Origin of the sequence: Paenibacillus sp. FSL E2-0190 (genome assembly GCF_037992965.1) — a bacterium.
Taxonomy (GTDB): domain Bacteria; phylum Bacillota; class Bacilli; order Paenibacillales; family Paenibacillaceae; genus Paenibacillus_AQ; species Paenibacillus_AQ odorifer.
On sequence record NZ_CP150306.1, the window covers coordinates 6,573,189 to 6,595,787 of the forward strand.

The following is a 22,599-nucleotide window of genomic DNA, read 5'->3' on the forward strand; positions in this document are numbered from 1 at the left end:
TCATCCTTTATGGTGGAAATATTCTACGATTTGCCGTGCTGGAGCCCCTGCTTCTTGAATCAACGAGGAGAGGATCGTCTCCCGCTTATTTCTCCATCCCTCTGCTGTTTCCAAAAGATGGCCTATCTCAGCAGCAACTTGTCCAGCATCTAATGATTGGGTCGTGCCCACAGGCTGACACCGAACTCTGTCTAGAAAATGATCAATTTTCGGATCATAAGAGATACCAATCAGCGGAACTCGCCGCCCTGCGGCATAAATCAGGCTATGAAGACGCATTCCGATCAGCACTTCACATTGCCCTACTTCCCGCAGCATGTGTTGCGGATGACTGGCATCTTCACAAATACTGACCTGCCCCCCATGCTGGCTTATATTTTCTTCCAGCTTCTCCATCACATAACGTGAGGCTTCAATATCAGATGGAAGATGAAACGGAAGGAATCTTAAATGCAATGGTTTTTCAAGATTCGCCTTAATCAAGCCTTGAGCAAGAGCGTTCAGCTCCTTGTGATCTTGTTCCCAATAACGTACCGAAATACCTACTACCGGAAGTGAATCTGAAGACTCTGGTAATTCAGCAGCATCAGTATCTTCAGGTAAAGATAAGCCCATCACCGGGTCAGGAACAACCTCTATGTTCTTCTGTTCTAATCCCATAGAAAGTAAAAGCTCGCGGGATTGTTCATCCCGCACAGAGATATAGGTACATTTGCGAAACACTGATTTGATTAATGGGTGGAAAAGCTTACGATTCACAGGTCCGATACCTTGAGCATAAATAAAGGTCGGTTTACCCATCCACTGCGCAAGCTTGATAATACCTAAATAGTAAGGAATACTCTTGCTTCCTGTTACATCTTGCAGCAAGCTGCCTCCACCGCTAATCAGACCAGAACTCTCATAAATAGCTTGACGGACTTCAACCAGCTTCATCCGGTGCACAGATTTCACTCCATATGTGGCGCTAGTCCACTCAGGATCGATGGACAAGACAATGGGTTCGATCTCTATACCTGCAGCTTGAGCATGTTGTTGCAGTGCAATCAATATAGATTGCAGTACCGCCTCATCCCCGCTGTTATGGAAACCGTAATAACCGGAAATAACTATCTTTTTAGGAGTGGCGACCATCGTTTCCAACACCCTTCTGCAATTTGCCATACGATTACGGCAATCACACCAATGATCAGTCCTAATCCAAGACCGAGCAAGCCACGAATGAGCGAGATCAGAACTGGCGAGTGAATATGAGCAAAGGTATCTACCATCGAGAGCTGACCGATTACAGCAATAATCATGATAAACGCTGCATTCCGATATCTAAAGGCCAAGAATGCGCCAAGAATTAATAACGGATGCGCTAGCAAAAACTCTTTATTACGCGGTCGAACGCCAACCGTATTTTCCAAGAATGTACGTAAAACCATTTCCAACGGACTCACACTGCCACCGTTACCTGTACGGGTCATGTAATAATAGCCAACAACCGCCAAAACAAAGGCAATAATAATCATCGCAAAGGTGATTGGTGTCCGCAGCAGCTTACCTGTCTTGTTAAAAACAAAATCCCCGCGATACAAAAGCACGTAAAGTGCCACAAGACCGATAGGCGCCATATGAAGCAGACTGACACCACGGAACTGGTTGAGAACCAGGCTATAAGTAACATTATTAAGCAGTGCTATCATAAACGGCACAGCGCTCAAAGAGATCAGTGAAGTCTTAAAATAAAGCACTAAGCTATGTGTAAACCGGCGTTGCGGGCTCATAGCCTTATAGGTAAGGGGATTGCTCCGTAGAGGTGGCCCCATTTCATTAACCTTACGAATGGCAAGCACAACGGCAAGCGTTGGTGCACTTATCGCAGCGGCAAGCGCGAGCGCTTGTTCAAACATTTCAGGCTTCACTAGCATCAGGGCTGCACTTCCAATCAGACCTAACACCCAGGCAGCAAGCGTGAGCTGTGGAATGAAGTAAGAGACCAGCAGAGCCACTAAAGACACTGCTCCAACCACCGCAACTAGCTTAAAGTAACGTTGATAAGAGGAATCTACAACCTCAAATGCCGTAGCTTGTCCCAGTTTAAATCCATTGTCTTTAATCTGCTCAACTGCTCCGCCTGGTTCGCTTAGGCTGGTAATAAGGTTATCTAATGTATCTGTAACCTGTGCCTTAGCAGTATTTCTTGCAGGAATCGTGTTTAAGTAGATCATGCGGATATTCCGATCCTTTGTTGCCAGAGCGAAACGGTCCGAAATTACTTTTGGATCTAAGGCAGAATCTCCCTCACTAAGGGAATATAAACGTGTCACATTATAATCCAGCAAATAAGCGAGCCTGTTAAAGCCCTTTTGCTGTTTCTTAATATTCTCAATTGCTGCAATCCCCATTCCACGTTCCTTAAGGAGATTAGCAAAGTCAGTGATACTGCCAGTATCGGCATCATCATTAAACCCTTTAACAGACTCACCTTCAAATAGAATCCGTTTAACACCCAATTCCTCATAACGATCCAACAGCTTCTTTACCGTGGCTTCATTATAAGTCAGAGAATCCACAAGACGAGGTACAATACTGAATCCCTTGTTATGCAGCATGTCCAGTGTAAATGGATCGGGCTGGAGCGGCTTCAATGTAGCGTCTTCTAGCGGAGTCTCAATGATAAGCCCCTGCTGTCCGCGGAAACTCCAGTCTCTTGAATTAATCCCAAGATTACTAAATGCTTCTTTAATTACAGGCGCTAAAGTATCGCTGTAATCAGCACTGGTAAAAAGAATATAGGTATAGTTCTCATTTTCAGGAATGATCGTGTCCGTAAGATTAGCTATATCAGCCGCACCCCATATCATTAGACGACGCGCCTTACGGTAATCTTCCAATGTGCTTTCGTAAATCGCCATGCTCTGTACACCAGCGTCTTTAAGGCGATCTAACTGTTCGGAAATATAATCTTGTGGATTTGCACGATAGCTGGCTACATCAACCAGATCACGATAATCAAATACAAATTCTACTGTCTTGGAAGACTTCTCCGTCTGCAGTCGATCATAGACCACAGGCAAGGCTGCTATAACGCCAACCACAACTATGATCCACAGCCACTTTCGGGAAGTAATATTCCAACGTTGCCATTTTTGCCGCACCAAAAGTACCTCCTCTTTCGCTTTAAAAACTCTTTTAACAAAAGTAGAAACGGATCGTCATCCTTTTAGAGACGGTACCCGTTTCTACATAAAATATAATTCACAATATAGAAGGCACTCTATATTTATTATTGTCCCCCGTCAACGCGAGCCATAACCTGTTTCGACAGTGCAGCAACCTTGTCCTTAGCATTCTGCAGGGAGTCACCCACTACTGCAAAATAAACTTTAATCTTAGGTTCTGTGCCGGAAGGGCGCAGGCAGAACCAAGATCCGTCAGCCAGCAAATACTTCAGTACATTTTCCTTCGGCAGTCCATTTAAGCCCAGGGAATAATCCTGAATTTCTGTTACGGCAGATCCAGCAATTTCTTGTGGTGCATTAGAACGCCAATCATTCATGATTCCTTGAATTTGCGCAACGCCATCTTTGCCTTTCAGCGTACGGGACTCCAAGCTTTCCAAGAAGTATCCGAACTGCTTGTACAATTCCTGAAGAACATCATATAATGTTTTGCCTTGAGCTTTATAATAAGCACCTGCTTCAGCGATAAGCATAGCAGCAAGAACAGCATCCTTATCACGAGCATAATTGCCTGCAAGATAACCATAGCTTTCTTCATATCCGAAAAGATATGTGTATTCTCCGGATTGTTCGAACTGGGTCATCTTTTCTCCAATATATTTGAAGCCAGTTAGCGTATTAAATACAGTTGCACCATAATGAGAAGCTACAGCAGCCCCCATTTCACTAGTAACGATAGTCTTTACAACCGCACCATTGCTAGGCAGCTTTCCTTGTTCCTGCAAACGACTCAAATAGTAATGAATCATCAGTGCTCCGGATTGATTGCCGGACAGAACAACGAATTTACCTTCATTGTCGCGAACTACCGCACCCATACGGTCTGCATCAGGATCTGTACCAATCAAAAGGTCAGCATTCAACTCTTCGCCCAGCTTCATAGCCAGCGTAAAAGCTTCACGTTCCTCCGGGTTCGGCGATTTCACTGTAGAGAATTCAGAATCCGGCTGCTCTTGCTCAGGTACAACATGCACCTGGGTGAACCCGATTTTCTCAAGTACACGGCGGACTGGCAAATTACCTGTACCATGCAGCGGAGTGTATACGATTTTAAAGTCTTTTCCAAGCGTAGAGGCAATCTCTTCACTTGCAAGACTGACCGCAGCAACAGTATCAGTAAACGCTTCGTCATCCTTCTCTCCTAGCCAGTGCAACAGCCCTTGAGCTTCAGCTTCTTCTTGCGAAATCCGCTTTACACCATCAAAAGTGTCAACCTCTAGTATGTAAGAAATGACCTTTTCGGCTTCGTGTGGTACAAGCTGTCCGCCTTCCGAATTATAGACCTTATAACCATTGTATTCAGGAGGGTTATGGCTCGCAGTGATTACAATACCACCCGTTGCTTTCAAATAACGCACGCTGAATGACAGCTGTGGTGTTGAACGAAGGGAAGTAAACAAATGCGCCTCGATACCATTAGCAGCCAGTACGAGAGCAGCCTCAAGTGTGAATTCAGGCGAGAAACGGCGAGAGTCATGCGCGATAACAACCGAAGGTCTGCCTTCTCCAGTATGCTTTTCTAGAATATAATTAGCGAAGCCTTGTGTAGCTCTGCCAACAGTATAACGATTGATACGATTGCTGCCCGCACCAATAACCCCACGCAAGCCGCCTGTACCAAACTCTAAGTCTCTGTAAAAACGCTCTTCAAGCTCCTGTGGCTCATTCTCCAGAGCGCGAAGCTCTGCCTTTGTAGCCTCGTCAACAGAAGGGTCCTGCAACCAGCGGGATAATGTGTCTGCCGCTTTCGCACTTAATTGAGTCATATGAATCTCTCCTTTAGATATATTTATAGAAAAATAAAATATTTAGCTCAGAGCAAACATAATTTCTCCAGAGGCTACAACCTTACCTTCAACGGAAGCAGTAGCTTGTCCTTTTCCGATGCTGCCCTTAAGGCGGGTGATCTCTACTTCAAGAGTAAGTGTATCGCCTGGTACCACTTGACCACGGAAACGGAATCCGTCCAGCCCAGCTAAAAAACCGATTCGGCCGCGATTAGCCTCTACTCCCAGGATAGCAACCGCACCCACTTGTGCAAGGGCTTCAGTAATCAGTACACCCGGCATTACCGGATAGCCCGGAAAGTGACCTACAAAGAACGGTTCATTGATCGTTACATTTTTGATTCCTACAGCTTTTTTGCCCATTTCAATCTCGATAATTTTGTCCACCAGCAGAAATGGAGGCCGATGGGGGATGATTTCTTGAATTTGGTTGATATCCAGCATTATGACAAAACTCCTTTCGGATGTTGCACATTTTCTTTTATTCTTTGCCGAAATGCATAAAATTAGGCAGGTTCGGTAAAAACTATATTTATCCTTCACCAACTGCAGAAGTGGAGGTTGAGATAAGGGGCTTTCTCCACCGGATGCGGCAGCATGGCGGAGAGGGCCCTTTTTGCTGCCCGAGGCCCCCCACCATTATACATTTTTCAGCATAAAAAAGAAAACTCCCTTGTATAACAAGGGAGTGGTTAAATCATCTTCATTTATGGAGCAAAAACCAAATCATATACATGTCTCCACGTGCTCCACTGCAGAGCATCGCTTAACTCTTTCTTACCCAGGACAACGTAACCGACGGCCAGGCCGCCTCCAAGTGCAGCTACGAGAAGCAAGGGAATAAGAACCCATTGTATCATGGTCCATTTGGAGATCCCTCGTGGAGAGGGTTCTTTCTTCTCTTCCGATTTAACTTTTTCCTGTCGATCCATTCCTTCACCTCTACGCGCGCATGTTATTGGCTAGACCAAACATCTGATCACTGGACGAAAGTGCCCGAGCTACGAGTTGATACGTGCGTTGAATCTGCATCATTTCTGTCATTTCTGAGGTCATATCGACATTCGACTGCTCCAGCCATCCTGAGCGCACTCCAATTCCAGATGCCTCGCCTGCCGCTCTTTGTACAAAAGCCTGCTGTGCTGTAACTCCATCTGCAAGCATATAGAAATTCCCGTCGACAGCCTTTAAGGCATTCTGTGTCTTAGGTTCTACTATCATTATAGTACCCGCTACCTGAACAGGTCCATTCTCTGTCTTTTTTGTTAACACACGACCAGATTCATCGATAGCAGCATTCACACCTACAGGAACCGTTAGAGGTTTGCCCTCTGTATTTAAAACGGAGTTTCCTGTGTTATCAACCAATACCATCTTTTTGGCATCAGTCGTGTCAGGAATAAAGTGAAAATCACCCTGACGTGTATACGCCGTAGTACCATTGACCTGAACACCAAAAAGCCCGTTGCCCTGAATGGCTAAGTCGGTCGGACTCCCTGTTTCTTTAAGGGGTCCCTCTTCCCAATTCGTTGAGATCGAAGGCACATAAGTCCCAAAACCCATATTAAAGCCTAGGGGTGTAGAACGGCCCGGTTGGTCATAATCATCTGATTGCTGTTGTACACGAGTCAGCACGTCCTCAAAAGAGCCCTGCTTGCTCTTATAACCATTGGTATCCATGTTGGCTAGATTATCCGCTATAATATCAAGCCGCTGCTGAAGGCTCGACATGGAGACTGCTGCACTAATCGTTGAGTTGTTCATAGATCAAACCTCCTATAAGCTCTACCTGTAAAGCTCATTCCTAAGCACTGCCTATACCCTGCCAACTTCACTTACAGCCTTCTGCAAGCTGCCATCATAATATTGAACAATCTTCTGGTTCGCTTCATAAGCCCGATAGGCGGCATTCAAATCCACAGTAACCTGAGTAGGATCTACATTGGAGCTTTCCAGGTAACCTTGGCGTACTTGCATGTTATCTGTTCCGTTAGAGAAACGGATATCTGCCGCCTCTACATCATCAGCGTGAAATACACCATTACCATCACGTACAAGCTCCTGTGGCTTTGTTACTACACTCACACCAAGCTTGGTCCCTGTCGGAAGTCCTGTTACTGGATTAAGCAAATTACCCTGCCCGTCCACTTTAAGGGTGTCCTGATTTCCTGTCAAGACAAGGGGCTTGCCTGTGGAATCAAGAACCTTGAAGCCACCACTGCTCAGTACCTCTCCTGTAGCCGCGTTTATTGAGAAGCTCCCATTTCGCGTATACAGATTATTCCCTTCAGCATCCTGTACAGTAAAGAAGGCCTGTGGACGATAAACAACCTCACCCTCAGGGCTTACATATTTGCCTGAACCATCAAAGGAGATATTTTGACCTGTCACTGGATCAGCTACTTGCAAATCCGTAGATAAAGCAAAATCCATGGTCTTGCCGCTCTCCCTTAAATCACCCTGTAAATATTGGGATATCGATTGTTCTGCAAAAACCCCAGTGTTAAGGCGCCCCACTGGCTTTGTATTGCCATTACTCATAGCAGAGATCAGTACATCCGGAAAAGCATGATTGACACTGTCAACCTGCTTGTACCCCGTTGTATTCAAGTTAGCGATGTTCTGTGTTGCCGTATCATGTCTACGCTGCTGTGTAACCATACCTGCAGCGGCTGTATATAATCCTCTTATCATGAAGGTAGTCCCCTTCCGAATCTTTTGCTACCTTTTATATCGGCTGCTTAGAACTTTTTCTTAACGACCTTGTCCAAATTATCTAGCATTATTCCGGTTCCCTTAACTACACAATGCATCGGGTCTTCCGCTATCCACACCGGAACATGTAATTCTTCTGAGAGGAGCTCGTCCAATCCATTAAGTAAAGCGCCACCACCAGTTAGAACAACACCCCGGTCAATAATATCTGCTGATAGCTCAGGCGGTGTACGTTCCAGAACGGACTTAGCAGCTGCCACAATAGAAGAAACCGGATCCCATAGTGCTTCTTTTACCTCGCCTGAAGTAATAGTGAGCGTCTGAGGGAGTCCACTTACCATATCACGACCACGAATATCCATTTCAGCCTGCATCAGGCCTGGACGCACGGTGCCAATTGTAACCTTAATATCCTCTGCCGTACGTTCACCGATTAACAGCTTATACTTTTGTTTAATATATCTTAAAATGGCCTCATCGAACTTGTCTCCTGCGACTTTAATCGAAGAAGCGGTAACGACGTCGCCCATAGAAAGTACGGCTACATCCGTCGTTCCGCCACCGATATCGACGACCATGTTCCCACTAGGCTGATAAATATCCATTCCCGCTCCGATTGCAGCGGCTTTTGGCTCTTCCTCCATAAAAACTTCCTTAGCCCCGCTCCGCTCTGCCGCTTCCCGTATGGACTTCTGTTCCACAGATGTAATATTTGTAGGGGCGCAAATCAGAATACGGGGCCGTGCGTACCAGGACCGGCCGCCAACGCGGTCGATAAAATACTTGAGCATCATTTCTGTGATTTCAAAATCTGCAATGACACCATCCCGGAGAGGACGGATTGTTATAATATTTCCAGGTGTACGTCCAACCATGCGACGTGCCTGTTCTCCCACCGCAAGGACTCTCTTCGTATCACTTTCAAGTGTGACCACGGAAGGTTCATCCAGAACGACTCCCCTTCCCTTAACATGTATGAGCACATTGGCCGTGCCGAGGTCGATTCCGATATCCTTGCTAAACATAATGAAAGAGCCCCCAAAGTGTTATTTTAATTGAAAAAACAGCAGTTAGTACTAAATTTAAAAATACCATACTTTAGGGGAAGTACACAATGTATTAAAGCTGAATATTTCCTTAAATTTCCGAAAATCTCATGGCTTTGATGCTACAGCAACCTCACGTTTTTTCCCCGTCGATTTTTTATATTTGATTTTTGTGGCTTCTCCCCCCCGAAGATGTCGGATGGACTTGTGATATTCGAGAATGTGCTTCACCTGATCGGCCAGATCAGGGTTGATCTCTGGCAGACGCTCAGTTAAATCTTTATGCACCGTGCTCTTTGAAACGCCAAATTCCTTGGCTATGGTCCGGACCGTATGCCTGGTTTCCACGATGCAGCGTCCGATTTTGATCGTACGTTCCTTGATGTAATCGTGCACGCTCCCGCCTCCCAACTGTGGATAGTTTGGTACATTATATGAGGGGCGGGCTTATATATTCGCGCTTTCAAGACATGACAAGCTATGGAGGGCTCATTTTATTTAATGGACAACCTAATAACCCGTGTTATTAGCATGATGAAAAGCCGTCGTTCTCCCTTTAGGTCAACAACCGTTTCCCGCGTAAACAAAAGGCTCATCACAAACACAACCTTAAAAATCCTTATATACACAAAAAAATAGGGGGCTTTCGCCCCCTGCTATAGAAATTTTTATCGCTGTGGCAGTAAATCCGATGGATTGACTACTTTGCCATCTTCGTACACTTCAAAGTGTACATGATTTCCAAGGTCCTTTTCGATCTCACTGCGACCAGCTGTGGCAAGAGTATCTCCTTGCTTCACTACATCGCCTTGTTTAACTTTTGTTTCACCAAGACTTTGGTATACAGTCTTCAAATTACCTTGATGGGTAATTTCAATCACTTTACCTAATACCGCAACATCTTCCACTCTGGTCACTTCACCGCTGAGCGCTGCTTTAACATCGAACGTATTGTTGTCTTCACGGGCAATATCGATTCCGACATTAGGAATAAATTTGTCGTTATATTGCACCATAGCGGCAACGTGATTGTCCTCTGTACCATTCTCATCATAATACGGCTTAACTACTTCTACTTCACCTGGATTAGCTACTGGCCAAGTCATACTTTCCGTTGAAGCAACAACTTCAAGTGCATCTGGACCTCCGGTTGTTGTACCAGCTTCGTTAGCGGAAGTTCCTACTTGCTGCGAAGTGGCGGCGGTGTCCTGGTTGAGCGGCTTCTGGCCGGCATCCTGATAGACCCACACCAAGGTTAGTATAATTGCCGCTGCCGCCGTGTAGACTGCTGGGAATACCCAACGTTTAGATACCAGTCTGTTCCATGAAGAAGGTTTTGCACCAGGTAAATCTCCCTGAGTTTTTTTGAGAGATTCATCTTGGTTTGTTTTGTTTTTGTCTTGTTCATTCATATGGTTATCACCTCAGTAACCAGTGTTACCGGGGTTTTCTCTTTTATACGTATCTTTCAAGTTATTTTTTCAGAAGAGTTGAGATTTGTGTAAATGAGATACCACTATAATAGTGTTTGAGAATTTGGGTAGCAGTTCCACCCTCTTTAGCCATCCCATTTGCCCCCCACTGGCTCATCCCTACTCCATGCCCATTTCCGAAGGTCGTGATTAAGATCTTATTCCCCTTACGACTCCAACTGAATTGGCTGGATCGTAGGCCCAGCTTCTCTCTCACTTCACGTCCAGTAAATATAGAGCCTCCAATTGAGACCTCTTTAATCCGATGTCCAGTGGTAAGAGACAACACTTCCATAGGTAATCTCGAAGATGATGAAATCTTCGTTGTAGTTCCTGAATTGGTAGTTTCTTTGGAGGCTGGAATGACTTTATCGTTCAGACCCAATCTAGTAAGTATTTCAGCAACAGTAAAGGTGTTAGTCACTGCATAGTTTGGGGTAATCTCTTTCTCCCAAGGACTCGTCACACTGCGCAGATAGGGAATTGCTGCATTCCAATACTCTTCTGAGTTCTCAGTATATCCTCCACTGGAGGCGAAAAAGGAGGCCGTTATCGGCTGCCCTTTATAAGTCATGATCACTCCGCGCGTCTCAAGGACCGCGCGCTGCAGCTTTGCGAGGTCGGCGCTTCTTCCGCCGAGCTTCCATTGCCGTTCCAGCGTGTCCTTAGATATGTAAGCCTGATGGCTTACCGTATCGGTTACATCCGCCTCCGGAACGGGTACGCCGCTTCTGTCGCCAGCCATCAGGCGGCGCATGATAAAGGTGCGGGCCGCTACGGCCTGCGCTTTGAGCGCTTCAAGCTCAAAGTCGGCCGGCATCTCGGCCGCTAGCACGCCGCGGACGTAGTCCTCCAGCGGCAATGTCTCTATTTGTCCGCTGTGCGACAAATAGACAGAGACGTCCGGCTGCGGCGCTTCCTGCGCAGCCGTCTCCGGCGCCGCCGGAGGGGCCGTGACCGCCGGCACGGCCACAGGCGCCGGTTGTCCCCGGTGTAGTGGGACAACCGCCAGCGGAATCAGCAGCGCCGCCAGGAAAGGCGCTGCGAGCCAGGCGACGGGGATGAGTCGCCTGCGCCGGGGAGCAAGGGGACGCGAGTGCCAGCGCGTTGTCTTGTTTCTTCGCAAGTAGCGGAAATCTTTCATCTCTATGGCTCCTTCCGTGAATCACTGGTGATTCTTATAGATATGAATTTGCAGCAACTGCTAGAACACAATTTGAGAGAAAGAGAGTTCCTGTCCTCAATCTATTACTAGACCACAGGCTATTAAATTGCATACAAAAAAATCCCCATCAAATGAGGATTCCATAAAAAAAGACCAAGCTGCAAACTGCAGCCTGGTCTCTCCTAATGATTGATATTATACCCAAGTTGGTTGAACCTGAAAGCGTGGTTTAACCTCTTCGTTTTTAGTCGATTCACTCTTGGATACTTCCGGTTTAAGAACTTCATCCTTCACGGTTTGCGCTGAAGTATCTTCCATGGAGATGCGCCAAATTTCCGCACCCAGTCCGGACAGTTTCTCAGCCAAATGAACATACCCGCGGTCAATATGATGAGTTCCGCTTACTTCAGTAGTGCCCTCAGCAACCAGACCTGCCAAAATAAGCGCAGCTCCCGCACGCAGATCCGTAGCACAAACCTTAGCTCCGACCAATTGTGCATTACCTGTAACGATCGCCGAGCGACCTTCGATTTTAATCTCAGCGTTCATGTTGTGGAATTCATCCACATGCATAAACCGGTTCTCAAATACAGTTTCTGTAACGACACTGGTACCTTCAGAACGCAGCAATAATGCCATCATTTGCGACTGCATATCCGTAGGAAAACCTGGATACGGCAAAGTCTTCAAATCAACAGCTTTGAGAGGCTTGTCACTGATTACACGAATACCGTTCTCGTCAGGAATAATGGTTACGCCCATTTCTTCCATCTTAGCAATAACAGGACCTAAGTGATCAGCAATTGCGCCTTCCACATATACATCGCCACCGGTAATTGCTGCAGCCGCCATGTACGTACCTGCTTCGATACGGTCAGGGATTACATGATGTTTGACCCCATGCAGACGTTCTACCCCTTCAATACGGATAACGCCTGTTCCCGCACCGCGTACGATTGCGCCCATACCATTCAAGTAATTGGCCAGGTCGACAATCTCAGGCTCCTTAGCCGCATTCTCGATAACGGTCACGCCTTCGGCTAGTGTAGCTGCCATCATTATATTTTCGGTCGCACCTACGCTTGCTACATCCAAATACACTTTGGCACCGCGCAGGCGTCCGTTGCTTTTCGCTTCAATGTAGCCCTGGCCGAGACTAATCTCCGCACCCAGTGCTTCAAACCCTTTCAAATGCTGATCAATCGGTCGTGTACCAATGGCACAGCCGCCTGGCAGGGAAATTCTTGTCTGACCAAGTCTAGATAACAGTGGGCCCATGACTAAAAAAGACGCCCGCATTTTTCGAACCCATTCATAAGGTGCTTCACAGGATGTGATATTTGTAGCATCCACCTGGATAATATCGTTCTGATATGTAACCCCTGCACCCAGAGATTCCAGCATTTTTGATATCGTCATCACATCATCAAGCGGAGGTGCGTCTACAATGACGCTTACTCCTTCTTCTGCCAATAGAGAGGCGGCTATGATCGGTAATACGGAATTTTTTGCGCCGCTAACTTTCACGCTCCCGGTCAATCTGTTGCCACCGCGGACGATAAATTTGCTCATTTTCGGTTTCCCTCCGCGTCCATTATTTCTTAAATTATTTTTTTAGATTAAAGTAATTGCAAAAAAGTTCTCTACTCCATCAATACGCCCATTTACTCGGGCATGTTCCTTAAAGTTCAGTGTTGACATAATAAAACCTTATTATTCGACACCTTTTGACCACTGCGACCTAAGACACTTATAACCAAACTACATCCCCTTAAAACATATATCGGATCATCCCACTCCAGCTCAGGTAATCCAGGAAGAACCCCGCTACAAAACGACCAAGTACAATGGCCAACAGCAAGTGCAGCAGCCTTCCCTGAGGACTCTTGGGATATCTTATGACCAAATCGAGCTTAAGGTTCTGCAATGCCCACCAAGATAATACAACACTGAGCAAAGATACAATCATTGAGACCATACTGCTGGTTCCAACTGCGCTAGACAACCCACCCGACAATATATCCTCCATGCTAACCCTCCGTGTTCGTATTACTCGGAAATCGACTCTTATATCATACTTGTGAAGGGCAAAAGAATCCAGTACTTTTACAAATTTTTAAACAATTCAACGCCATTATCCAAAATAATGAAGAAATTTTAACCTTTTTTCAATAGATTACTATAATAAAAAGCAGTCAAACCCTAAGGCTTGACTGCTTTTATCCTACTGTTGTCCTTTTCCAGTGGACACTTTAATCCGTGTAACAGCGCGTTGCAGCGCCAATTCCGCACGGCGGTGATCGATATCATCTTGTTTGCTCCGAGTCTGGAGACGGCGTTGAGCCCGTTCTCTAGCCGCTTCGGCGCGCTCAACATCGATATCTGTTGGCAGCTCGGCACTTTCAGCCAGCACGGTTACTTTGTCCTTATGCACTTCAACGAACCCGCCATGAACAGCGATGGAGATCGTAACACCGTCCGATTTGACGGATAACGGAGCAACCTGAAGTGGAGTCACAAGCGGAATGTGTCCCGGCAAAATACCCAACTCGCCTTCGACCCCTCTTACAATCAAGCTATTCACTTGCTTGGAGTAAACGAGATGCTCCGGCGTGACAATTTCCAACAAAAAGGTATTCACTTCCATTCCTCCTTAAAGCTTTACATTGTAAAGCTCGCTTCGAAAGCATGCACTAAGCTTTACGAAGTAAAGCTTGCATCGAAAGCATTAGCTAAGCTCAGGTTACATCGATTTCGCTTTTTCTACTGCTTCTTCAATCGTACCTACAAATAAGAAAGCTGCTTCTGGAAGATCATCATGCTTACCATCCAGGATTTCCTTAAAGCTGCGTACAGTTTCTTTGATTGGTACATATTTACCCTTAAAGCCAGTGAACTGTTCAGCCACGTGGAATGGCTGCGACAGGAAGCGTTCAACTTTACGAGCACGAGCTACGATAACCTTATCATCCTCACTCAATTCATCCATACCCAAGATGGCAATGATGTCTTGAAGCTCGGTATAACGTTGCAGCAATTGTTTAACACCTTGTGCCACGTTGTAATGTTCTTCACCAACAATTTCTGGAGCTAGCAAACGCGAGCTGGAAGCCAGTGGGTCAACCGCTGGGAAAATCCCCTTCTCGGAAATTTTGCGCTCAAGGTTAGTTGTTGCATCCAAGTGAGCAAACGCTGTAGCCGGAGCAGGGTCAGTGTAGTCATCCGCCGGTACGTAGATTGCTTGAATCGATGTAACGGAACCTTTTTTAGTCGATGTGATACGCTCTTGCAGCTGGCCCATTTCAGTAGCCAGAGTCGGCTGATAACCAACCGCGGATGGCATACGGCCGAGAAGAGCGGATACTTCGGAACCCGCTTGGGTAAAGCGGAATATATTATCGATAAAGAGCAGCGTATCGCGGCCTTCCACATCACGGAAATATTCCGCCATGGTCAAACCGGTCAAAGCTACACGAAGACGTGCACCTGGAGGCTCGTTCATTTGTCCGAAGACCATTGCTGTCTTCTTAATAACGCCGGAATCCGTCATTTCGTGATAAAGGTCATTACCTTCACGAGTACGTTCACCGACACCTGCGAATACGGAAATACCACCGTGCTCTTGGGCAATGTTATTAATCAATTCTTGGATTGTTACTGTTTTACCAACGCCGGCACCGCCGAAGAGGCCGACTTTACCACCCTTAGCATAAGGTGCGAGCAAGTCGATAACTTTAATACCTGTTTCCAAGATTTCCGCTTGTGTTGACAATTCGTCAAATGTTGGTGCGAGACGGTGAATCGGGTTCTTTTTCTCAGCAAGAACTTCACCAGCGTTATCAATTGGATTGCCAAGTACGTTAAATACACGGCCTAATGTCGCTTCCCCTACAGGAACCGAAATTGGACCTCCTTGATCGATCGCATCCAGTCCACGAACCAGACCATCAGTAGAAGACATCGCGATACAACGTACCAGATTGTCTCCCAAGTGATTGGAAACCTCAAGTGTTAGGTTAAGCTGACGACCATTGTCCAAGACGGTTTCAATTTTGATAGCGTTGAAAATCTCGGGCAACTGGCCGCGTTCAAATTCAATATCGACAACCGGACCCATAATGCTTACAACGCGTCCTTTGTTCATCTTCTTTTCCCTCCTCGAAAGCTGTTACATCAAGAAGAAACGACGTTGTCGTCATATAAAGATGACAACCGTTTCTCGTAGAAATATAAGCATTTTGTATAGTGTAAAACCATACTTTCTTATATTTTAAGAAGAACTTACAGTGCCGTTCTTAAGGAGCTATGCACCCTAAGCAAGCGACACTGTTTCTCGTAAAACACAAGACAAGTTAAGCACTTAGTTTAACTTTTCTTGTATTTTAAGACTGCGCGTTCGCTCCGGCCACGATCTCGGTAATTTCCTGCGTAATTGCCGCCTGACGGGCACGGTTGTACGTAAGGGTAAGTTCTCCGATCATTTTCGACGCGTTCTTCGTTGCACTGCCCATAGCTGTCATTTTCGCACCCAGCTCACTGGCCTTGCCATCCAGAATAGCGCTATAAATCAAAGTTTCAGCGTACTTTGGAAGCAATACTTCTAGCACGCCTTCCGGTGAAGGTTCATATTCGTAGTTTGCAGAAGCTTCATGATGCTCTTGATTCCCTACTCCATCCATAGGCAACAGTCGCTCAACGGTTGGGATCTGGGTGATAGCATTGACGAATTGATTGTAACAAACATACAACTCATCATACGTACCATCTACAAACTGCTGTACTGCCGAATTCGCGATAGACTTGATGTCAGCAAACTTCGGCGCATCCGATAGCTCAGTAACTTCCTGTACAATCGGATATTCACGGCGACGTAGAAAGTCACGGCCCTTACGACCAATAACAAACAATGCGTACTCATCTTTGGACTTATGCTTCTCCGCGATGAGCATCGTCACCTTACGCAAAATATTAGCGTTGTAACCACCTGCAAGCCCTCTATCAGAGGTAACGATTAGATAACCAGTCTTCTTCACAGGGCGGCTAACCAGCATAGGGTGTTGAACACCTTCTGTGCCAGCAGCAATGCTCGATACAACCTCTTTTAGCTTCTCAGCATAAGGACGGGCGGCAATTGCCTTCTCCTGAGCTTTTCTCAGCTTGGATGCGGCTACCATTTCCATCGCTTTTGTGATCTGTCTTGTGTTTTGAACACTCTTAATTTGACGTTTAATATCACGCATGCTTCTTGCCATGATTTCACCACCTTAGAGCTTTGACGGAGTCAAAGCTAACTTCGTAAGCATCATCTTAGCTTTAACGGAGTCAAAGCTAACTTCGTAAGCATTCTCTTAACTTTGACGAAGTCAAAGCTACTTCATAAGCACAGCCTGAGCTTCGGCAGAGCCAAAGCTCACTTAGTAAAATCCGTTAAAGTCTATCTATATTAGCTAGTAGCGAAACCTCTTTTAAAGGTATCAATCGCTGCTTTAAGAGCGGCTTCGTTATCAGCTGTCAAATCTTTTGTATCCCTGATGGATTGAGCTACATCAGCAGCACTGCTATCCATGTAAGCAAGGAATTCCTTTTCAAAACGTTTTACGTCTTTAACTGGAATATCATCCAAATATCCTTTTACAGCTGTGTACAAGCTAAGCACTTGATGCTCAACAGACAACGGCTGATTCACACCTTGTTTCAGAACTTCCATCATACGTGCCCCGCGATTCAGACGGGCAAGTGTAGATTTATCAAGATCTGAGCCGAACTGTGAGAAGGCTTGAAGTTCGCGATATTGGGCAAGATCCAGACGGAGCGAGCCGGCTACCTTCTTCATCGCTTTGATTTGAGCGGAGCCCCCTACACGGGAAACGGAGATACCGACGTTGATCGCCGGACGTTGACCAGAGTAGAACAGATCGGATTCAAGGAAGATTTGACCATCTGTAATCGAGATTACGTTCGTAGGAATGTAAGCTGATACGTCAGATGCCTGTGTTTCGATAAATGGAAGTGCGGTTAATGAACCACCACCGAGCTCATCACTAAGCTTAGCTGCACGCTCCAAAAGACGGGAGTGCAAGTAGAATACGTCACCCGGGAATGCTTCACGACCCGGTGGACGACGAAGCAACAGGGACAATTCGCGATAAGCCGAAGCTTGTTTCGAAAGGTCATCGTAAATGATCAGTACGTGCTCGCCCTTGTACATGAAGTATTCGCCCATTGCGCAACCTGCGTATGGAGCAATGTACAACAATGGGGACGGCTCGGAAGCCGATGCAGTTACAACGATTGTATATTCCAAAGCGCCATGACGGCGAAGAGTTTCTACAACCTGTGCTACTGTGGATTGCTTTTGACCAATGGCAACATAAATACATTTCATACCGTTGCCTTTTTGGTTGATAATCGCGTCAATTGCGATTGCAGTCTTACCTGTTTGACGGTCACCAATGATAAGTTCGCGTTGTCCACGACCGATTGGTACCATCGCATCAATGGCTTTAAGACCTGTTTGCATCGGTTCATGTACCGATTTACGATCGATAACACCTGGTGCATTATTTTCTACAGGACGGAATTCAGTTGTAGCAATTGGGCCTTTGCCGTCAAGCGGCATACCAAGTGCGTTAACTACACGACCGAGCAGAGCTTCACCAACAGGAACTTGCATAATTTGTCCTGTACGTTTTACTTGATCGCCTTCACGAATTTCCTTGTACTCACCCAGAATAACAACACCGACGTTGCTTTCTTCCAGATTGAGCGCCATGCCCACTACTCCGTTGGAGAACTCTAGCAATTCGCCAGCCATTGCGTTTTCCAGACCGTAGACACGGGCGATACCGTCGCCGACTTGAATGACGGTGCCGACTTCGGCAACTTCGATATCGGCTTTATATTCCTCAATTTGACTTTTGATCAAAGTGCTGATCTCTTCAGGTCTGATGCCCAATATCCTCACCCCTATCTTCTATGCTTATCATTAAAGGATTTCTCGAGACGCTCCAATTTGTTAGACAGACTGCCGTCATACAGCGTATCGCCGATATAAACTTTCAGTCCTCCCAACAGGCTTGGGTCCACCACATTCGTAATCCGGATTTTACGGTTTACGAGTTGGCCGAATTCTGCAGCTACAGCTGCTTTTTCTTCTTCACTTAAAGAATAAACAGAGTATACCTTAGCATCACCAATGCCAAGAGCGTCTCCTTCAATCTTGATATACGTATCCAGCAGATCGGCAAAAATATCGGTTCTGCCTCGCTCTACTAACAATTCTACAATGTTCATCACGATGGGAGAGAGCTTATCTTGAAGCGCTGTGCGCAGCACTTTCAGCTTGTCGGACTCCGAGATGCGCGGTGCAAGAATAAACCGCTTTATCTCTTGGTCGGAATGTAATAATCCAACCACTGCCTTGAGCTCTTCTTCTACTTCAAGGGTAATCCCTTTCTCTACCGCTGCACTGTACAATGCTCTAGCGTAGCGCTTGGCAACTACCGTATCGCGGCTCATGATTGGCCTCCTACCTCTTTGAGGTATTGGTTCACAAGTTGCTCCTGCTCGCCGTTAGCACTAACTTCTTTCTTAAGAAGTTTAGAAGCAATACGAACAGATGCCGTTCCAATTTCGCTGCGCAACTCTTCCACTGCTTTGTTCTTTTCGTTCTCGATATCGCGCACGGCCTCTTCTTTGACACGTGCTGCATCTGCTTTGGCTTGTGCCAAAGTTTGTTCTACCTGTAGATTGCTTGTGATTTGCGATTGTTGAATAATCTGTTGAGCTTCCTGGCGTGCACTGTTCAGCGCTTGCTTCTGCTCTTCCACATACGCGACCGCTTGTTCTCTAGTCTTCGCAGCTTCGTCCATTTGCTGCATTACCAGCTCACGGCGTTTCTCCATAACTGCAAAAAGTTTGCTGAACGCATACTTGCTAAGCAAGAAATATAAAATCCCAAAGGCGACAATTGAAAATACTATGTTTGTCCAAACAATATCCACTGAGGTCACTCCCTTCCGTTACCGCGTCATGCGGACGTATACAAAAGTAAGGCGCGGATGGCATCGGCCGTCCCCGCCAAACCGTAACTACGGTTTATTAAGTAAACATAATCAGGAATGCGATAACTGTTGCTGCCAACGGAATAACTTCGACGATACCTACACCAATAAACATTGTTGTTTGCAAAGCATTTTTCGCTTCTGGTTGACGAGCGATGGACTCAACTGTTCTACTAACGATCATACCGTTACCAAGACCTGCGCCAAGTGCACCCAATCCAACCGCTATTGCTGCTGCTAAAAATTCCATTTGTAAATATCCTCCTTTAATTTCGGTTCATATTTGTGTTTAATGATATAAGATATCTCCCACGAAGGAAAATCAGACGATAGCCGTTCTCTTCGCAGCAGTTCATTAATGTGCTTCTTCTTCGTGAATCGTCATCTGTGCGATATAAACCATCGTCAGAATCGTAAAGATAAACGCTTGTAGTGCCCCGACGAAAATACTGAAGCCCTGCCATACAGCCAGGAACGGAATACTGAGAATCCCCAGCTTCAAAATGACTGTAATCAGTACTTCTCCGGCGAAAATGTTAGCGAATAGACGAATAGCCAACGCTACAGGTTTTGCCAGGTTTTCGATAATGTTCAGTGGCAAAAAGATTGGAAACGGCTCGATGTAGTGTTTGAAATAATGTTTGCCGTTGAGCTTAATGCCCAGAAAGTTCATCAGTACAAATACTATGATTGCCAATCCTGCAGTGACGTTAATGTCAGCAGTTGGCGACTTGTACCATAAAATTTCTGCATGCTCACCATTCGCCAAGTTCTTAGTTGCTTCAATCACGTGGCCAAACACTGTTACAGGTCCATGCGCCTCAGTTACAACGGAGAAAGGCAATCCAAGTAGATTGGAAACAAAGATAAACAGAATCAATGTCAACCCTAAAGATATGTAAGGTTTTCCTTTCTTCAGATCCATGGCACTGCTTATGACACCCTCTACAAATTCCACAACCCATTCCATGAAGTTCTGAAGCTTGGATGGATTTTCAACGGAAAGCTTACGAACCGAAAGCATAACCAGAACAAACACCACTGTACAACTGATCAGAAGCATCAACACGGCGGATAAATCTATCGGTATTCCCCCGACAAATATTTTCGGCATGTCATGCATAGTATCATCCCCCTTTCTCTTTAATCTGGTTAAAGCTTATTCTTCACACTCAGATATATCCCCGCAGGAATGGCGAGAAGCTGAGGAATGAATACGCCCGAAACAGTTGCTACCAGGGAGAAATGCTCAATCTTGACCGAGAACATGGTGACCAAAATTGCGAAGCTAATCCGTGTAACAAAACCGAGGCTGAAGGCATTCCCTTCGTTGCTCGCAATCGACTGCGTAACCCGTCGAACCTTGACGGCCAGATAACGAAAGTTTACCAATCCCGCCACCAGACCCAGAGTCATGCCCAGTGTAATCGCCCGGGTCTCATGATGAAGCACCCAGCCCATTAAGAGTCCTGCCATAAGGACGAGCGTAACTCTAGTGACGGTATTGATCATGGGAGTCATATTATCCATTCTGCTCCCCCAAAAATTTTTTAATTAACAAGGCGACATTCACAATTCCCAGAATCATTCCAGTTATAGTGCCAATGGCGAGCCAATATTTCGGCCCCTCCATCAGGTCTTTCAGCCATCTTGCCGCAAAAAAACCAATAAGAATGTAAGCGGCAAGCAAAGTGCCTGCACTTCCAATGACAAGCGCGGTCTGTAACAAGCTGTCCTTGCTATTTTGTTCTTTCATGGGCTACAATCCCAACTAATTTTACTGAATTTCCTGAGTCTTTGTCAATTCATTGAACATTGCCTAAAAACCCTTGAAAACATGAAAATAATCACAGCAAAACGTTCCAAAACCATATAAACCGTACAGTTTCACTGTATGTTGATTTTAATCAGATCAGATATTAGTTTAATTGAAATTATTTATTTTTTTGTGAACATTCTGTGAAACTCTTCAGGACGTTCCTTATTAACACCAAAATGGTGCAAAATCGCATTGACAATCCGTTGGGAAGCCTTGCCATCTCCATACGGGTTGGCGGCCCGACTCATCGACTGATAGAGCTCATTATCAGTCAAAAGAGCATGTGTCCGTTGATACACCTTCTCCTCGTCCGTGCCCACAAGTTCCAGCGTTCCAGCCTCTATCCCTTCGGGACGCTCCGTTGTATCACGAAGCACAAGAACAGGCACTCCATAAGAAGGAGCTTCCTCTTGCAGACCGCCGGAATCGGTCAATATCAAGTGGGTATGCGGATAAAAATTATGCAGGTCCACGACATCCAGCGGATCAATCAGCTTAATTCTCGGATGTCCTCCCAGTATCTCATGCGCAGGTTCCTTAACGGCAGGACTCGGATGCACAGGGTAAACAATGGCGACATCTTCGAATTCATCAGCGATTCTTTTAATAGCTCGGAAGATATTACGATGCGGTTCACCTTGAGATTCTCTGCGGTGAGCGGTCATCAAAATAAGTCTTTTTCCTGAAGCAAAATCCAAAACAGGATGCCGGTAATCCGGCTGTACGGTATATTGAAACACATCAGTTACGGTGTTGCCTGTGATATAAATACTTGATTCTTTTTTGTTCTCGTGTCTCAGATTGTTAGCTGACAAATCGGTTGGAGCGAAATGCAGATCAGCTAACACACCTGTGAGTTGACGGTTCATTTCTTCAGGATACGGAGACAATTTGTTCCATGTCCTAAGTCCTGCTTCTACGTGCCCAACCTGAATTTGCTGCAGGAAGGAAGCGTAACTAGCTAAAAACGTTGTTAAGGTGTCCCCATGCACCAGCACGAGGTCAGGTTTAACTTCTTTCAGTACAGGTTCCAAACCTTCAAGCACACGAATAGTAATCTCATTCAAGGTCTGACGGTCCTTCATCACGTCCAAATCGTAATCAGGGGTGATATTAAACACTTCCAACACTTGATCGAGCAGTTCTCTATGCTGTGCTGTTACACATACTATTGATTCGATATGCTCAGGATGCTTCTTCAGTTCAAGAACCAGAGGAGCCATCTTGATCGCCTCGGGGCGCACTCCGAAAATAGTCATTACTTTGATTTTGGACATAACCCCTACCCTCTCATCAAATATT

The 22,599-nt window shown here is 45.8% G+C and carries 24 protein-coding genes; all 24 read right to left on the reverse strand.

Annotated features, from left to right (window positions below):
- Complete coding sequence (csaB, locus tag NST25_RS28930; RefSeq protein ID WP_340393010.1) at positions 1-1,134, reverse strand: polysaccharide pyruvyl transferase CsaB; 1,134 nt, start codon at positions 1,132-1,134, stop codon at positions 1-3.
- The gene (locus NST25_RS28935) at positions 1,110-3,146 is read right to left on the reverse strand and encodes a DUF5693 family protein (protein WP_076307534.1); all 2,037 of its coding nucleotides are present in this window, start codon (positions 3,144-3,146) and stop codon (positions 1,110-1,112) included. Before NST25_RS28935 ends, csaB begins: the two co-directional genes overlap by 25 nt.
- A gap of 128 nt (positions 3,147-3,274) precedes the next feature.
- On the reverse strand, positions 3,275-4,996 hold the full coding sequence (locus NST25_RS28940) for a phospho-sugar mutase (protein ID WP_076219973.1): 1,722 nt from the start codon (positions 4,994-4,996) through the stop codon (positions 3,275-3,277).
- Between the two features lie 42 nt (positions 4,997-5,038).
- Entirely contained in the window at positions 5,039-5,461 is a 423-nt protein-coding gene (gene fabZ, locus NST25_RS28945; RefSeq protein ID WP_036681536.1) for a 3-hydroxyacyl-ACP dehydratase FabZ, read from the reverse strand.
- Between the two features lie 263 nt (positions 5,462-5,724).
- Positions 5,725-5,949 carry a DNA-directed RNA polymerase subunit beta gene (locus tag NST25_RS28950; protein ID WP_036681538.1) on the reverse strand — a complete coding sequence of 75 codons (225 nt, stop codon included), beginning with the start codon at positions 5,947-5,949 and terminating at the stop codon, positions 5,725-5,727.
- Positions 5,950-5,959: 10 nt separating this feature from the next.
- Entirely contained in the window at positions 5,960-6,781 is an 822-nt protein-coding gene (locus tag NST25_RS28955) for a flagellar hook-basal body protein (protein ID WP_076099680.1), read from the reverse strand.
- A gap of 51 nt (positions 6,782-6,832) precedes the next feature.
- Positions 6,833-7,711, reverse strand: a complete 879-nt coding sequence (locus tag NST25_RS28960; RefSeq protein WP_038573634.1) for a flagellar hook-basal body protein — start codon at positions 7,709-7,711, stop codon at positions 6,833-6,835.
- Between the two features lie 47 nt (positions 7,712-7,758).
- The gene (locus tag NST25_RS28965; RefSeq protein ID WP_036681546.1) at positions 7,759-8,757 is read right to left on the reverse strand and encodes a rod shape-determining protein; all 999 of its coding nucleotides are present in this window, start codon (positions 8,755-8,757) and stop codon (positions 7,759-7,761) included.
- 129 nt (positions 8,758-8,886) lie between these two features.
- The gene (gene spoIIID, locus NST25_RS28970) at positions 8,887-9,174 is read right to left on the reverse strand and encodes a sporulation transcriptional regulator SpoIIID (RefSeq protein ID WP_036681548.1); all 288 of its coding nucleotides are present in this window, start codon (positions 9,172-9,174) and stop codon (positions 8,887-8,889) included.
- 272 nt (positions 9,175-9,446) lie between these two features.
- Positions 9,447-10,190, reverse strand: coding sequence for a M23 family metallopeptidase (locus NST25_RS28975; RefSeq protein WP_076123922.1), 744 nt, complete (start codon positions 10,188-10,190; stop codon positions 9,447-9,449).
- A gap of 61 nt (positions 10,191-10,251) precedes the next feature.
- Positions 10,252-11,394 (reverse strand): stage II sporulation protein D, encoded by a 1,143-nt coding sequence (gene spoIID / locus NST25_RS28980; RefSeq protein WP_076307535.1) that lies wholly within the window; start codon positions 11,392-11,394, stop codon positions 10,252-10,254.
- A 216-nt stretch (positions 11,395-11,610) separates the two neighbouring features.
- On the reverse strand, positions 11,611-12,987 hold the full coding sequence (gene murA / locus NST25_RS28985) for a UDP-N-acetylglucosamine 1-carboxyvinyltransferase (RefSeq protein ID WP_076123926.1): 1,377 nt from the start codon (positions 12,985-12,987) through the stop codon (positions 11,611-11,613).
- 199 nt (positions 12,988-13,186) lie between these two features.
- Positions 13,187-13,444: a DUF1146 family protein gene (locus tag NST25_RS28990; RefSeq protein WP_036681556.1), complete on the reverse strand. Its 258-nt coding sequence runs from the start codon at positions 13,442-13,444 to the stop codon at positions 13,187-13,189.
- A gap of 195 nt (positions 13,445-13,639) precedes the next feature.
- Positions 13,640-14,056, reverse strand: coding sequence for a F0F1 ATP synthase subunit epsilon (locus NST25_RS28995; RefSeq protein ID WP_036681559.1), 417 nt, complete (start codon positions 14,054-14,056; stop codon positions 13,640-13,642).
- A gap of 102 nt (positions 14,057-14,158) precedes the next feature.
- Entirely contained in the window at positions 14,159-15,559 is a 1,401-nt protein-coding gene (atpD, locus tag NST25_RS29000) for a F0F1 ATP synthase subunit beta (RefSeq protein WP_036681562.1), read from the reverse strand.
- A 238-nt stretch (positions 15,560-15,797) separates the two neighbouring features.
- Positions 15,798-16,667 (reverse strand): ATP synthase F1 subunit gamma, encoded by an 870-nt coding sequence (atpG, locus tag NST25_RS29005; RefSeq protein WP_036681564.1) that lies wholly within the window; start codon positions 16,665-16,667, stop codon positions 15,798-15,800.
- A 191-nt stretch (positions 16,668-16,858) separates the two neighbouring features.
- A complete protein-coding gene (atpA, locus tag NST25_RS29010; protein ID WP_036681566.1) occupies positions 16,859-18,370 on the reverse strand; it encodes a F0F1 ATP synthase subunit alpha in 1,512 nt (503 codons plus the stop codon).
- Between the two features lie 11 nt (positions 18,371-18,381).
- Complete coding sequence (locus NST25_RS29015; RefSeq protein WP_076123928.1) at positions 18,382-18,933, reverse strand: F0F1 ATP synthase subunit delta; 552 nt, start codon at positions 18,931-18,933, stop codon at positions 18,382-18,384.
- The gene (atpF, locus tag NST25_RS29020) at positions 18,930-19,418 is read right to left on the reverse strand and encodes a F0F1 ATP synthase subunit B (RefSeq protein WP_076123930.1); all 489 of its coding nucleotides are present in this window, start codon (positions 19,416-19,418) and stop codon (positions 18,930-18,932) included. The genes NST25_RS29015 and atpF overlap by 4 nt, the downstream gene beginning before the upstream one ends.
- 97 nt (positions 19,419-19,515) lie before the next feature.
- Complete coding sequence (gene atpE, locus NST25_RS29025; protein WP_036681574.1) at positions 19,516-19,728, reverse strand: F0F1 ATP synthase subunit C; 213 nt, start codon at positions 19,726-19,728, stop codon at positions 19,516-19,518.
- A gap of 105 nt (positions 19,729-19,833) precedes the next feature.
- Positions 19,834-20,601 carry a F0F1 ATP synthase subunit A gene (gene atpB / locus NST25_RS29030; RefSeq protein ID WP_036681575.1) on the reverse strand — a complete coding sequence of 256 codons (768 nt, stop codon included), beginning with the start codon at positions 20,599-20,601 and terminating at the stop codon, positions 19,834-19,836.
- A gap of 29 nt (positions 20,602-20,630) precedes the next feature.
- Positions 20,631-21,008, reverse strand: coding sequence for an ATP synthase subunit I (locus tag NST25_RS29035; protein WP_036681578.1), 378 nt, complete (start codon positions 21,006-21,008; stop codon positions 20,631-20,633).
- Positions 21,001-21,234, reverse strand: coding sequence for an AtpZ/AtpI family protein (locus tag NST25_RS29040; RefSeq protein ID WP_036681579.1), 234 nt, complete (start codon positions 21,232-21,234; stop codon positions 21,001-21,003). Before NST25_RS29040 ends, NST25_RS29035 begins: the two co-directional genes overlap by 8 nt.
- Before the next feature lie 182 nt (positions 21,235-21,416).
- Complete coding sequence (gene wecB / locus NST25_RS29045; protein WP_340393017.1) at positions 21,417-22,574, reverse strand: UDP-N-acetylglucosamine 2-epimerase (non-hydrolyzing); 1,158 nt, start codon at positions 22,572-22,574, stop codon at positions 21,417-21,419.
- Between the last annotated feature and the right edge of the window lie 25 nt (positions 22,575-22,599).